Annotated in this window: 11 protein-coding genes and 6 pseudogenes; 12 read left to right on the top strand and 5 right to left on the bottom strand. The window is 56.9% G+C overall.

Going from position 1 to position 12,183, the window contains the following annotated elements; all coding sequences use genetic code 11:
• Positions 1–134 precede the first annotated feature (134 nt).
• The 3 genes and pseudogenes from ACZ89F_RS25290 to ACZ89F_RS25280 form a co-directional block, all read right to left on the bottom strand.
• Positions 135–230 (bottom strand): annotated as a pseudogene (locus tag ACZ89F_RS25290) (GNAT family N-acetyltransferase); the annotation flags it as partial.
• Positions 231–563: 333 nt separating this feature from the next.
• Complete coding sequence (locus ACZ89F_RS25285) at positions 564–1,550, bottom strand: LysR family transcriptional regulator (RefSeq protein ID WP_476094731.1); 987 nt, start codon at positions 1,548–1,550, stop codon at positions 564–566.
• A 206-nt stretch (positions 1,551–1,756) separates the two neighbouring features.
• Positions 1,757–1,932, bottom strand: a pseudogene (locus ACZ89F_RS25280) (IS6 family transposase); the annotation flags it as partial.
• 190 nt (positions 1,933–2,122) lie between these two features.
• On the opposite strand from ACZ89F_RS25280, the pseudogene ACZ89F_RS25275 reads away from it, so the two are divergent.
• From ACZ89F_RS25275 to ACZ89F_RS25250, 6 genes and pseudogenes are all read left to right on the top strand, one after another.
• Positions 2,123–3,337, top strand: a pseudogene (locus ACZ89F_RS25275) (ATP-grasp domain-containing protein).
• A gap of 872 nt (positions 3,338–4,209) precedes the next feature.
• Entirely contained in the window at positions 4,210–5,505 is a 1,296-nt protein-coding gene (locus ACZ89F_RS25270; RefSeq protein ID WP_476094729.1) for an ATP-grasp domain-containing protein, read from the top strand.
• Positions 5,506–5,555: 50 nt separating this feature from the next.
• Positions 5,556–5,990, top strand: coding sequence for a hypothetical protein (locus ACZ89F_RS25265; protein ID WP_476094727.1), 435 nt, complete (start codon positions 5,556–5,558; stop codon positions 5,988–5,990).
• A gap of 53 nt (positions 5,991–6,043) precedes the next feature.
• Positions 6,044–6,973, top strand: a complete 930-nt coding sequence (locus ACZ89F_RS25260) for a M24 family metallopeptidase (protein ID WP_476094725.1) — start codon at positions 6,044–6,046, stop codon at positions 6,971–6,973.
• Between the two features lie 71 nt (positions 6,974–7,044).
• Entirely contained in the window at positions 7,045–7,317 is a 273-nt protein-coding gene (locus ACZ89F_RS25255) for a hypothetical protein (protein ID WP_476094724.1), read from the top strand.
• Positions 7,318–7,382: 65 nt separating this feature from the next.
• Positions 7,383–8,279: pseudogene (locus tag ACZ89F_RS25250) on the top strand (DDE-type integrase/transposase/recombinase); the annotation flags it as partial.
• An 81-nt stretch (positions 8,280–8,360) separates the two neighbouring features.
• On the opposite strand, the pseudogene ACZ89F_RS25245 reads toward ACZ89F_RS25250, so the two are convergent.
• Positions 8,361–8,814, bottom strand: a pseudogene (locus ACZ89F_RS25245) (IS110 family transposase); the annotation flags it as partial.
• Between the two features lie 243 nt (positions 8,815–9,057).
• Between ACZ89F_RS25245 and ACZ89F_RS25240 the strand changes: the two are divergent.
• The 6 genes and pseudogenes from ACZ89F_RS25240 to ACZ89F_RS25215 all read left to right on the top strand — a co-directional run.
• Positions 9,058–9,348 (top strand): annotated as a pseudogene (locus tag ACZ89F_RS25240) (integrase core domain-containing protein); the annotation flags it as partial.
• 388 nt (positions 9,349–9,736) lie between these two features.
• Entirely contained in the window at positions 9,737–9,937 is a 201-nt protein-coding gene (locus tag ACZ89F_RS25235; RefSeq protein WP_476097485.1) for a hypothetical protein, read from the top strand.
• Complete coding sequence (locus ACZ89F_RS25230) at positions 9,885–10,259, top strand: ABC transporter substrate-binding protein (RefSeq protein ID WP_476094722.1); 375 nt, start codon at positions 9,885–9,887, stop codon at positions 10,257–10,259. The genes ACZ89F_RS25235 and ACZ89F_RS25230 overlap by 53 nt, the downstream gene beginning before the upstream one ends.
• 89 nt (positions 10,260–10,348) lie before the next feature.
• Complete coding sequence (locus tag ACZ89F_RS25225; protein ID WP_476094720.1) at positions 10,349–11,305, top strand: ABC transporter substrate-binding protein; 957 nt, start codon at positions 10,349–10,351, stop codon at positions 11,303–11,305.
• Positions 11,241–11,534, top strand: coding sequence for an ABC transporter permease subunit (locus ACZ89F_RS25220; protein WP_476094718.1), 294 nt, complete (start codon positions 11,241–11,243; stop codon positions 11,532–11,534). The genes ACZ89F_RS25225 and ACZ89F_RS25220 overlap by 65 nt, the downstream gene beginning before the upstream one ends.
• A gap of 17 nt (positions 11,535–11,551) precedes the next feature.
• A complete protein-coding gene (locus tag ACZ89F_RS25215; RefSeq protein WP_476094716.1) occupies positions 11,552–11,746 on the top strand; it encodes an ABC transporter permease subunit in 195 nt (64 codons plus the stop codon).
• 199 nt (positions 11,747–11,945) lie between these two features.
• Here the strand turns inward: ACZ89F_RS25215 and ACZ89F_RS25210 are convergent, their stop codons facing one another.
• Complete coding sequence (locus tag ACZ89F_RS25210; protein WP_476094715.1) at positions 11,946–12,152, bottom strand: hypothetical protein; 207 nt, start codon at positions 12,150–12,152, stop codon at positions 11,946–11,948.
• Positions 12,153–12,183 lie beyond the last annotated feature (31 nt).

Genomic DNA, 12,183 nt, shown 5'->3' with positions numbered 1-12,183 from the left:
TCCCCGGCATCGACCACCCCGGCGGCGTGAGCCAGGGTCAACCTCGGCCGCAAGTATTGCTTCCTGCTTCTTCATTCGCGCGTAGCTCATCACCTTGTGTTTTTGGAGCGCGCTATTGAGCCTCGAGAGCGGCGTTAGTTTCCGCTGCGACAAAACTCCTCGAATGCCGGGCCATAGAGCCTGTAGCTCGTCTCATCGTTCGCCGGTTCGAATCCATGCCGAAGATAGAAACCTCCTCGGCGAAGCGTCCCGCTTCCTGACGGCGGCGGTGCGCTTGTGGCTGACCAGTTCATCCTGCGCCGCGCCGGCGAAGCGATATTTGCGCGCACCCAGATCCGCAGTCGCCAGCATTGGCATGTAGTATCCGTCGCGGATCGCCGGCACGCGATAGTAGGTGCCGTTACTTCCGCGTCGAACCCCCGTCTTCAATGGCCTAATGACGCGTCCACGAAGGTCCGCGCTCAGGCTCCTCGTCAGTATCACCTGCTCGCAAATCGCCGGAACAGTGAATGAGACCTATCGCGTGAATCCCCAATCAAAGATGCTATAGATCTTGCGACACGCTACACTTCGGCATGCTTAAAGCCGCTCATGGATTGTGGGTATGTCCGGTTCTCGAGGGGGATGGCTTCGATTGCCGCCGACAGCGCCTCGAGAAAGGTGGATTGGGCGCGGGTGCGCTTGGCAGTGCGCTTCGTCACGAGATAAACCTCCACAGAAGGCGGATTCGTGTAGGGCGGAAGTTGCCAGAGCTGCCCTGCCTCCACGTCTGGAACGACGACGTGAAGCGGCAGCGGACCGAAACCAAAACCCGCCTTGATCAGGCGTTTCACCTCTTCGAGATTTGTGAACTGCCCCACAATTTTCCCACTTAGCTGCTCTTGCTTGCGCAATGCGGCGACGGGCGCCAGAGCTCCTGAAAGCTCGTCGGTAGTAAAGGAAACATAGTCGAGCCTCCTCAGTTCATCGAAACCAGAAATCCGTCGTTGGAAGAGCGGGTGGTTTGGTCCGCAGAAGAAGCCGAAATGCTCGCGATAGAGCGGGGTGTATTCCAGGTCATCGAGCTTCTCCTGCGTGAGGAAAATGCCGAGGGCGGCTTCACTGTTAAGCACGGCTTCAGCGGCAGACCTGCTGGAGGAAACCGTTGTGGAAAATGTGATGCGCGAATGGGTCTTGTGGAAGTCGGCAAGGAAAGTATCGAGGAAGGGGCATTCGACATGGCTGGCGAAAGCCATGTCGACGTGGCCGGAAACGTGGTTTCGATCCTTCTCCATGAGTTCCGGCAGTCCCGCGACGATCTCGAACATTGCCATACATTCCCCGTAGAGTGTCTCTCCCGCCGGCGTGATCTTGAAATAGTTCGAGCTTCTGTCAATGAGATGGCAGACCAAATGCTCCTCGAGCCGTCGCAGCGCGTTGCTGATTGTGGGCTGCGACAGGGACAGTTTATCTCCGGCAGCGGTCAGGCTTCCTTCCTGCACGATGACCGTGAACGTTCTCAGGAGGTTCCAGTCGATCTCCCAGACAAAACGGCGCCGCACTTGGATCATTCTCTACCTCCACCTTTGCGGAACATTTTCAGGCATCTGCCGCTCCTTGTCCAGCGATCCGCTCGACACCTCCGCACGTACATTTGCAAGATCCGTGCTTGGCGAAATCACTAAGCTCCGGTGAGCGCCGATAAATGGCGGCCGTGATGTCAGGTTACTTGGCGAACGCGAGCTTCGACATTTTGTTTGAAAATCATGTGCCTACGTCAGTCACGAGCATTTCCAATTCCAATGGCCCTGAGATGATGCAAACGCGTGGCGAGGGCTGAGTGTTTCGAGTGAGGCGGAACAAAGAGATTGCGGACGGCCGAGAAGACATTGGCGAAGCCTTGAGGTGCGCCTGGCGAACGAACCGCTGCATCAGCCACTCCCGTTTTCGCAGACAGGATTTTGCTTCAAGCGAGTCCCGACGAACAGTGCTGTTGGCACAGCTCGATCGTCAAAACCAATTCATACAATCTTCACGAAAGCAGATCGGCGATGATGCTATCTTCGCTGCAAAGTGTGAGGTTAGGCACGGCTAAAACTTTACGGCTCAGACCATCGAACCACAAGGACAGGGATCGACGCGAATGAAAAAAGCGGTTGTCATGCTTGAAGGTACAAGGAGCAGCGGTCTGCTGTTCGTCCAAGCGGCAGGCGTCTCGGACTTATTCCAATCAATCTGTCGGATAATCCAATCCAGTACGACTATGGTGCGGCGGAACGGATTGATGCAATCCGGATCGATACAAATAATTTCGATGCGCTGGTCCGCGAATGTTTCAGGCTAAATACGATCTACGACATTGCGGGTATCACGAACGCCGACGAGACAGTCTACGCGATGGTTGGCACGCTGTGCCGGCACTTTGGGCTGCCGGGACCGAACTCTGCCTCGATTGAACGATGCTGCGACAATTTCGCTCAACGTCAGCTCCTCGCCGAGGCTAGTGTTCCAATACCGGCCTATCGCTTGCAACTACCGTTACGGAGGTTGAAAGCTTTGCCACGGAGATCGGCCTACCAGTAATTCTTAAGCCAGCTGTGGGCGTCGGCAGCAGCGGCGTCGATTGAGCCTCAATGCCGGCGAGTTGGCCGAACACACGACCTATCTGTTCGGCGGGAGTCACACATGGCGGTGTACACCCAGGGTGCTAGTCGAAGAATTCGCGCAAGGCCGCCATTGTATCGTTCATATAATGGGAGATGAGATCTTTGGGATTGAGGCCGCTGATTTCGGTCGCCCGCCGCATTTCGTCTTTCGTGAGGGCATCTTTCCAGCCTCTCTGACCGATGACGAGCATAAACGTATAGTCGATGTTTCGGTAAGCTGTTTGCGCGCTCTCGGCCTTGGCTGGGGGGCAACCTGCATTGAACTCAGGTGGACTGATATTGGTCCACTGGTCATTGAAGTCAATCCGCGTCTTGGTGGCGGCCCACAACACATTCAGCTGGCTTGTGGTGTCGATCTCATAGCCGAGCACCTCAAGCTTGTCATCGGCAATGAATGGAATTTGCGCAAAACGCATTCGCACGTTGCGGCTTGGCGGAATCTACTTCCTGGTATCGACGGCACTCTCGACTGGATCGATGGGGACAAGCTGGCAGCCGCTGTTCCAGGCGTCGCCGAGGTCAAATTCTATGTTCAACCTAAGACGCCGATCGTCAGGAAGGGTGATTACCGCGATCCTCTCGGATATGTCATCGCGGTTTCACCCAGCCGCGCGCAGACTGAGGCGATTCTTCAGCGTGCCGTCGATTTCATCGATTGGTCGATCATACCATTTCCGACCGAACAGGACTGAGCGGCTCCTACCTATTCGTACCAGCGCATGTGCTCGCAATAATGGTCGCTGATGTTCCTGCATTTCTGCATGAACTTCTTACATGGATGGAGGTTGTTAAGTGCCTATTCTACGTCTCCGGACGGCGCACCAGTATCTGCGTGACTTTGTCGCTAAGGTGGATTGGTCGGATGATGCCGTATTTGGCATCGTGAAGGCACAGGTTCTGCCGCCCTTGAGGTCGGGGTCCGATCCGCGCCTGCATCGTCGACGACACCGGCTTTCCAAGAAAGGCAAACATTCAATAGGGTTGCTGGGGTCGCGGCAGTATTTGCGGGCAACTCGGCAAACAGGACGAACTCGATGGTCGCGTCAGTCTGTCGGCAGCCGAACAGGCGAGCCTGCCGACTTGCCTATCAGCTCTATCTGCCGGAAATCTGGGCAAGTGATACTGTTCGACGCAGGGCCTCGCTCGAAAAACTCAGCCTCGCCACCTATCTGCATCGTCTCAGGGCGATTGCTCATTGAAAGTCATGACTGACATAGCCAAACTGACATAGCCAACATAATTTCCAAACAAAACGCCCAAGCTCGCCTTCGCCAAATCAACCGGACATCACCGCCAATATGGCATTGGCCCGAACCCGTCTACGTCTCTGCTTCGCTCGGTGCGTGGCAGGCACCGGGCATGAGCCCTGCAATGCCGTCACTACTGAGGATTTCGAGAAAAAGTTAGCCGCGGCAACAAAACCTCAAAATAAACTTTACAGAACTTTGCACCTCTCAATCGCCGACGATGGTACCTTCACTTCAATCTGAGTAGCGGGTCGTCTGAACGCCTGATGCCGATTTGCGCTCGGACCGCCGCACAAAACGCAACATCGGAGGAATCGATGGCAAGAAGAGCGTTGATCTTGGTTGAAGGCAGTAAAACGGGTTATGGTTTGCTATACGTTCGAGCGGCCCGTCGTCTTAATCTCCATCCGATTACCCTGTCGGCTAACCCGGCTCAGTATGACTACATTGCGTCGGAAGGGGTTGAGGCAATCCGTGTCGATACAGATAATCTCGATGCACTGATCCAGGAATGTTCTCGGATACGTTCAACTCATGACATTGCCGGTATTACTGGCTTTCCCAGCCCGGCTGAGTCGGTCTATGTGATGGTTGCCAAGCTCTGTCGGCATTTCGATTTGCCGGGACCAAGCCCCGCATCCGTTGAACGATGCTGCGACAAGTCCGTTCAACGTCAGCTCCTAGCGGCCGCTGTTCCGATCCCTGCTTTTCGCCTGGCAGCGAATGAGGCTGATGTAAAACGCTCCGCCGCGGAGATCGGACTACCGGTAATTCTAAAGCCAATCGTTGGCGTTGGCAGCACCGGCGTCCGATTGTGCCGCAACCTCGATGAGTTGGTCGAACATGCCACCTATCTGTTGAGGGGGCAGCACATATCGCAATCTTCGCCAAAGATACTGGTCGAAGAATTCGCACAAGGCTCTCATTACAGCGTTGACGTAATGGGAAATGACGTTTTTGGAATAGCTGCCGCTGACTTCGGCCACCCACCGCATTTCGTCTGTCGTGAGTACACATATCCAGCCGTGCTGACGGATGACGAGCATAGACGTATCGCCGATGTTTCGATGGGGTGCTTACGGGCTCTTGGCCTTGGCTGGGGCCCAACGAACATTGATCTCCGATGGACCAAGCATGGCCCAGTCGTCATTGAAGTCAATCCACGTCTTGCTGCTACGCCCACTCCTCAACTGGTTAAGTTGGCTTACGGCGTCGATCTCATCACCGAACATATCAAGCTTGTCGTCGGCGATGAATGGAATTTGTGCAAAAGGCATTCGCACGCTGCGGCCGCGCGCTCCCTGATTCCTGATCGCGATGGCATCCTCAATTGGATTGAGGGCGAAAATCAGGCGGCTGCTATACCAGGTGTCGCCGAGGTTAAACTGTTTGCCGAACCCAAGAAGCCGATCGTCAGGAAAGGTGATTGGCGAGACCGCATCGGATATGTCATCGCTGCTTCAGCGACCACTGCTGGGACTGAGGCAGTACTTCGGAGTGCCATCGACTTGATCCATTGGTCGATCACACCATCTCCGACCGTCGGCGAAAGCGAGCAACCCGCGGCGCCTGAAATCGCCGCACCTGCGCAGGTGGTGCCGGGCAAGAGGTGATGGTCGCAGAACGGTAGTTTAAACAAGAGGTGGTATCAGGTTAACTTCCAATGAAGACGATGGCTGCTAGCCCGCCGTCAGGAATCCAAACCATGTTGGCTACGGGATGCCATCTGCCAGCGGGGGATTGTACGCAAGTTTGCGAGACTTGGCGTTTCGGCGAGATGATCCGGCAAGAAGGCGAATGCAATGGCAAGCAAATCATTCCAGCGTCAGTCATAGACGACATCCGGCGCGGTGGAGACCGGGCAAAGTTCACCTACAAGGGCATGCCCGGTTATTCCTACCGCAGCATGTGGTGGGTTCCGCACGACGAGTTTAGCGCCATCGAAGCTCAGGGCATTCACGGTCAGCGGCTATATATCGCGCCAGGAGCAGAGATGGTGATTGCGCTGTTCGCGTCCCACCCGCTGGCCACCTCTGCATTTAGCGACGTGATCACTGTTCCGCAAATGCTTGAACTTGGGCGGTTTCTGCGTGGGTAGCCATTCCCCAATCGGTTGAAATTAACCTGAAAAGAAGATCAAGGAAACTTCGAATGGATAACGACCAGTTTTATAAAATTCGCACGAGCAGTCCAGTTTCAAAGGAGCTAGCTTTTCCGGAGGCGGAATTTCGCCATCGCATTGAAGAAGTCAGGAAGGTCATGGATAAGGAGGACCTTGACGTCCTTCTTATCACGTACCCGCCGAACCTAAGCTATTTGAGTGGCTACCAAAGTTTTGGTTCGTGTTGGTATATGTGTATGATCTTACCTCGCCAGGGGGAGCCAATTCTTCATATGGCCCACTTGGAGTTCGCTCCCGCTTTGCTTACTTCCTGGGTATCAGACATTCGAGGCGTTCGCTGGGCCGAGGGAGGAGAAGCTGACAAGCTCGTGGGCATATTGAAAGAGCGGAAGCTGGAAGGGAGGCGGATTGGCGTTGAGCGGAGAAGGCCCGGCCTTACCCTTGATCTTTATGAAGGCCTGAAACGTGGTCTGCCTGGGGCTACTTTTGTCGATGCCTCGGAAGTGGTTGCGAAGCCCCGAATGATCAAATCACCAGCTGAGCTGGACTACATGCGCCAGGCGGGGAGAATCACCAAAAAGGGCCTCGACGCAGCGTTGCCCGTGATCAAGCTTGGGGTCACTGATAATCAGATTGCCGCCACGCTCTATGAGACGATGGTCCGTGAAGGCAGCGAGTTTTTCAGCACGCAGCCAATCGTTGCGGCGGGTCACCGGAGTGGCATAGTCCATGCGAGTTTCAAGCGCACGCCCCTTCAACTGGGGGATACGGTGGTCCTCGAATTCGGGGCCGCCTACCAGCGCTACACCAGTGCGATTTATCATACCGTCGCAATCGGGAAGCCGTCTTCGGGAGTAGAGAAACAGGCCAAGGTAATCAACGAGGGTCTCAACGTCCTGTTTGGTGCCGTTAGACCGGGACGAACCATTCAGAGGTCGCACGGGAACAGGCCAAGGTAATCAACGAGGGTCTCAACGTCCTGTTTGGTGCCGTTAGACCGGGACGAACCATTCACGAGGTCGCACGGGAAGTGAGCATTAGCTTGAGAGAAGTTTGGCCGGAGCCAGCCGTATACGGGTATTCAATTGGATCGGGGGCACCCCCTACGTGGTGCGAAGACCTCTGCTACATACGCGAAGGTAATGAGTTGGAGTTGAAACCTGGCATGACGTTCCATTCACCAGTCGGGGAACTAATGCCAGGGACCCCGGGAGTAGGATTCAGTGAGACATGGGCGGTCACTGAGACAGGATGCGAAATCCTTACCCTTCATGACACGACACTGACGGTAGTCGATGCCTAGAGGGACGCCGCTCTCCGCTCGCCAACCGGTGATTAGAGTCCGAGCCTTGATTGAAGGACGGACTGATGAAGAGAAAGCGGTTTACGGAAGAGCAGATCATCGCGTCGCCTCGGAGGTCCCGTGCTTGCGGGCAAGATCGCGCTCCTTCGCACCCGCTTCATGCTCGTGCAGAACCGCTGTATAACTGAAGGCCAAGCATGGCGGGATTGACGTATCCGACGCCAAGCGCCTGAAGGCCTTGGAAGACGAGAACGCCAAGCTGAAGAAGGTGCTCGCAGGCCAGATGCTCGAAGCCTAGGCATTGCGCTAGCTTCTATCAAAAAAGGTAGGGCCCGCCGCCAAGCGCGAAGCCGTCGCGCATCTGCAGGCCGTCATGGGACTATCGGAGCGTAGCGTCGGGCCTGTTCCTTCGTCGGCGCGGATCGTAAGATGATCCGCTACCAGTCTCGCCGAGCGCTAGAGGCGGAGCTGCATGGTCGCCTGCGTGACCTCGCGAACGAGCGCCGGCGATTCGGCTATCGACGGCTGTTAATTCTGCTCAGCCGGCAGAGGGAGATATCGGGGATCAACCGTATCTATCGTCTTTACCGCGAGGAAGGACTGACGGTGCGCAAGCGTCGGGCGCGACGCACGCGGGCGCCAATCCTGGTCGAGGCAAAGCCGAATGCGCGCTGGTCGCTGGATTTCGTGCATGACCAGTTCGCCTGCGGCTTCCGTGTGCTCAACATCGTCGACGAGGTGACGCGCGAATGTTTGGCCGCGATCCCGGACACCTCGATCGCCGGCCGTCGAGTTGCCCGTGAACTGACGGAACTGATCGCTCACCGCGGCAGCCGCGCATGATCCTCTCCGACCATGGCACCGAGTTCATCTCGAACGCCATCCTCGCATGGTCAAAGGATCGCGGGATCGATTGGCACTACATCGCGCCAGACAAGCCGATGCAGACGGATGTTGTAGAATAGCCCCCTCTTCTCATTCGGCGGCTTTTTCCACAGTCTTCGGCCTTTCGCGCAAATGGCTGGCGAGGCAAACATTGCCTGCGGATGGTCGAGGCGGCATGGGCGGATTGACTGGATAAGGTTCTTCAACCGCGAACGCTGGCGAACCAGTTGTGTCCGCCTGGTGACCTGTCTTCTAAGCGCAAGCGTCTCAGGGTCTGGGACCAGACCTCCGGCAGAAAACCCGAGGCGTAGAGCTTCGCAAGGACAGTGGCGTCGATCGTATCGGTCTTCACCTTCGCATGGGCGATCATGTGCACCTGCTTGGGATTGGCGATCACGATGCGATCCACATAGGGCGAAAGCACTTCAGCGACGGCCGCGGCATTGCCGGTCGGCTCGATCACTACATGATCATCGTGGGTGAGTTCCTTACTGGCGAAAACTCCTCAAGCTTGTCGCGCAGCATTTGAACGCGGCCGAGCTTGACGATCTCGCCGTCAAGCGACACGACCTCGGCGGCTACGCGGTGGATGTCCCATTCGTAATACCGCACGGTTCCCTCCATCGTTGGTCACGAACAGGGAGCCAGCGCGCAACACGACAAATACGGATCCGCGCTCGCAGCGTATCCGGGCGAGTCGTAGGGGCGGCCAGCTAATGTGCTCGAACTCTCAGTCCATCTGCATACGACGGCCTGCCCGCACTTGCGTGCTCCCGGTGCCGGTGGCCCGGATGCGGCAAGCCTACCCGACCTGACGACCGAACAAACGCTGGCACCGAGAACATCATGCCGGATAATGGTTATGTCGAATCTTTCAACGATCGAATGCGCGACGAGCTCCTGAACGAGAGCCTGCTCTTCGGCCTAGACCACGCCCGTGGCGCCATCGCCGAATGGCGGGAGGACTTCAACACCGCAAGGCCCCATTCCTCTCTCGGCTACCAGACCCCGACAGCCTATGCCGAGATCATCACCGCAACCGGCTCCGACGCTGTGCTGATGGAAGGCTCCGCGCCTCCGCCGGTTGCCTCAACCCGCGCTAAGAAAAACGGCTCGCAGTACTGCCTGCATTCAGCAGACCTATAGCTGTTATTGAAGCAGTCTATTTGATTCCGCCCCGTTGGTCGGGATCAATCGTCGCCGAGGGTATTGCATCCGAATGATATTAACAACCAGCACGTCGGGGAACAGAGAAATCTGGTGAAAATCTCTCAGACGACCGCTGCGGCAGGGCTTTCCGCCGACGCGGACAATCCTAGCGAAGACGACGAATCCGCGATCGACGAACTGGCTGCAACATGCAAGCGGTTCTCCGAGCTGGGAGCCTAGTGAAGTAAAGGGAAGAGGCTGTGATTGCGTAGAACCTGCCATTGGTCAGCCAGTCCCTCGATTACGCAAAAGAGACCAAAAAGGGGAATAGAATATGACAATTTCTCGACGCGACCTCATTGAAGTAGCTTCAAAGGAAGACAGAATGAACGAGTGGCCACTCAGTCGCCGTGCGGTCGTGCAGGCAATGCTGGTAGGTTCGGCTGCGCCTTGGATTATGAGTTCCACGGCATTTGCCGCCTCGTCGTGCGACGATAACATCGTGCGCATGGGCGGAATCATCGCCCCCCACATTGAATCCGTTCGCCACCTGGTCCTCGTTTTGGCCGTTGATCTTCGTCTATGACTTGCTGGTCGGTTGGGACGCCCAGAGCCACCCCGACCGGAAGGGATTCGCGAAGGAGTGGTCCGTTGCCGACGACAACGTCACGTGGACATTCAAGATCTGGCCTGGCATGAAGTGGTCGGACGGACAGCCCGCCACGGCTAGAGACGCCGCGTTTACCTACAATTATTTGCGCGGCTCTATAGGCACGCCCCACGAGCTAATCGCCCGTCAAAACAACACTAGCGGCCTTGATCTCGTCGACTCGATTACCGCCGTCGACGACGAGACTTTGCAAATCGTAAGGTGCCGACCCGATGGCCAATTGACAACTACAAGCTGATAGTTCCTGAGCACATCTGGAAGGATGTTAGCTACGCCGATGCACTCGGTCCCTTCCGCAATGACCCTCCGCTGGTGGGCACGGGGCCGATGATCGTTTCGGAGTTTCACCAGGGTCAATTTGCTCGTCTCACACCGAACCCGCACTTTCGTACGGGGAAGCCTGCGACCGCCGGCATGATCTTCAGCTTCTTCAGTACGCCTGATCCCATCGCACAAAGTCTGAAGAGCGGTAACCTCGAGTACGGCATGAACCTGACGTATGCCCAATGGCCAACTTATCCAAGGATCCCGCCATCAGGGTCGGTCAAGTGCGCATTCCGCAGCGGAATTACTTGGCTTTTAACACCGCGGGGGGACGGGGGAGGCAGCACCAAGGCCCTACAGGATCCGGCGTTTCGCGATGCGATTGGCTATACGATTGACCAGAAGGCTATCGTCGATCGAGCCTTCCACGGGGTCGCCGACCCTGGCGTGGGAGCGATCGCACCCGTTGCGGCCGATTACTATTCGGACCTGAGCGACATCAGGCGCCACTTCGATCTCGCCGAGGCGGGCCGCCGACTTGATGCTGCCGGCTACCGGGATACGAACGGCGACGGCGCCCGGGAGGACAAGGAGGGCAACAGCTTCCAGCGCGAACTGCTCACCGGGAACGGCTCGGGCAACGTCGAGATTCCAATCGCGGCCGTGCAGCTCGTCGCTGGATGGTTGGGACAGATTGGCATTCCGGTATCTGTGACCCAGCTAGAGTCCGGCGCGCTCGGTGCCCGCACGGCAGCGCCGACGAATGGCGGCGGAGGTGCTGGGACCTGCTCATTTCCAACAGCTGGCCGTCTGCCTTTCCTGGCTCGCTGCTCCGCTTCGCCCGCAGCAAGCGCATCGGCATCGACAACACGTCGTACTGGTCGAATGACAAATTCGACGAGCTCCTGTCGGACCTCGACGGTCAACACCGTCTTTCTGGCTCGGGATCATCCTGGTGGTGATCTTCAGCACGACATTGGGATGGCTTCCGGCCTATGGTATCTATTCACCCGGCGCTAGCATCGGTTCCGCTGATAGGTTCCTCGACTACTTGCGGCATCTCGCGCTTCCGGTCACCGCGGTGTCCCTTGGACTCATCGGCCAATACGTCGTGGTCGCTCGTGCCGCAATGAGCGACGTCGTTACTGAGGATTACATGGTGACCGCCCGGGCTAAGGCGCTTACCGGGGGTCAGATGCTGATGCGTCATGCATTCCGTAACGCAATGCTACCGGTCGTGACCCTCTGACGCTGAACCTTGGCTACGTGGTCGCCGGTGCTATTACGGTCGAAGCCGTGTTCTCCTGGCCGAGGATTGGTGGCCTCACGGTCGAGGCACTCAATGCGCGAGATTATCCAGTCCTTCAGGGGATATTCCTGTTGCTTGGTGCTTCGATCGTTGTTGCAAACCTCCTGGCCGATCTTGCTTACGGCCCTCTTGATCCGCGAGTCCGGCAATGAGTGAAAGTGTGTTCGATATTCCCCGCGCAGTCGGGCGCGAGCGATCAAGGCCTTTCTATTCCAATTCCTTGGCCACGGTGGGGCTCAGCTCAGGCTGCTGTGTCTGGTGTTGTTCCTTGTGCTGGCTGCCGTGCCCAATATTCTCGTGGGTCCGCTTGGGACTGTAGCCACCGCAACTGGTGACTTCCTCGCACCGCCATCAAGCCAGCATCTGCTTGGGACCGACGAGGTGGGTCGGGACGTGCTTAATCTCGTCGTCCATGGTGCTCGCATATCCCTCACGATCGCGCTGTTGGCGACTGTGATCAGCCTCATCCTCGGCACTACGATCGGCATGTCGGCTGGCTACTATGGTAGCAGGGTTGACGTCTGGCTTATGCGCTTGACGGGACTTCTTTTTTGTCATGCCGTCCTTCTCTTTTTGTGATCATTGTCGT

It is taken from the genome of Mesorhizobium sp. USDA 3734 (assembly GCF_056279665.1).
Note: the sequence above shows the minus strand (reverse complement) of the source record. Positions and strands in the feature narration are given on the sequence as shown.

Bases quoted from the DNA above. Each gene is read 5' to 3' on its own strand.
- ACZ89F_RS25265 (WP_476094727.1), top strand. From the start codon at position 5,556: ATGAAGACGATGGCTGCTAGCCCGCCGTCAGGAATCCAAACCATGTTG.
- ACZ89F_RS25225 (WP_476094720.1), top strand. From the start codon at position 10,349: ATGATCGTTTCGGAGTTTCACCAGGGTCAATTTGCTCGTCTCACACCG.
- ACZ89F_RS25285 (WP_476094731.1), bottom strand. From the start codon at position 1,550: ATGATCCAAGTGCGGCGCCGTTTTGTCTGGGAGATCGACTGGAACCTC.
- ACZ89F_RS25210 (WP_476094715.1), bottom strand. From the start codon at position 12,152: ATGACAAAAAAGAAGTCCCGTCAAGCGCATAAGCCAGACGTCAACCCT.
- ACZ89F_RS25235 (WP_476097485.1), top strand. From the start codon at position 9,737: ATGAACGAGTGGCCACTCAGTCGCCGTGCGGTCGTGCAGGCAATGCTG.
- ACZ89F_RS25260 (WP_476094725.1), top strand. From the start codon at position 6,044: ATGGATAACGACCAGTTTTATAAAATTCGCACGAGCAGTCCAGTTTCA.
- ACZ89F_RS25270 (WP_476094729.1), top strand. From the start codon at position 4,210: ATGGCAAGAAGAGCGTTGATCTTGGTTGAAGGCAGTAAAACGGGTTAT.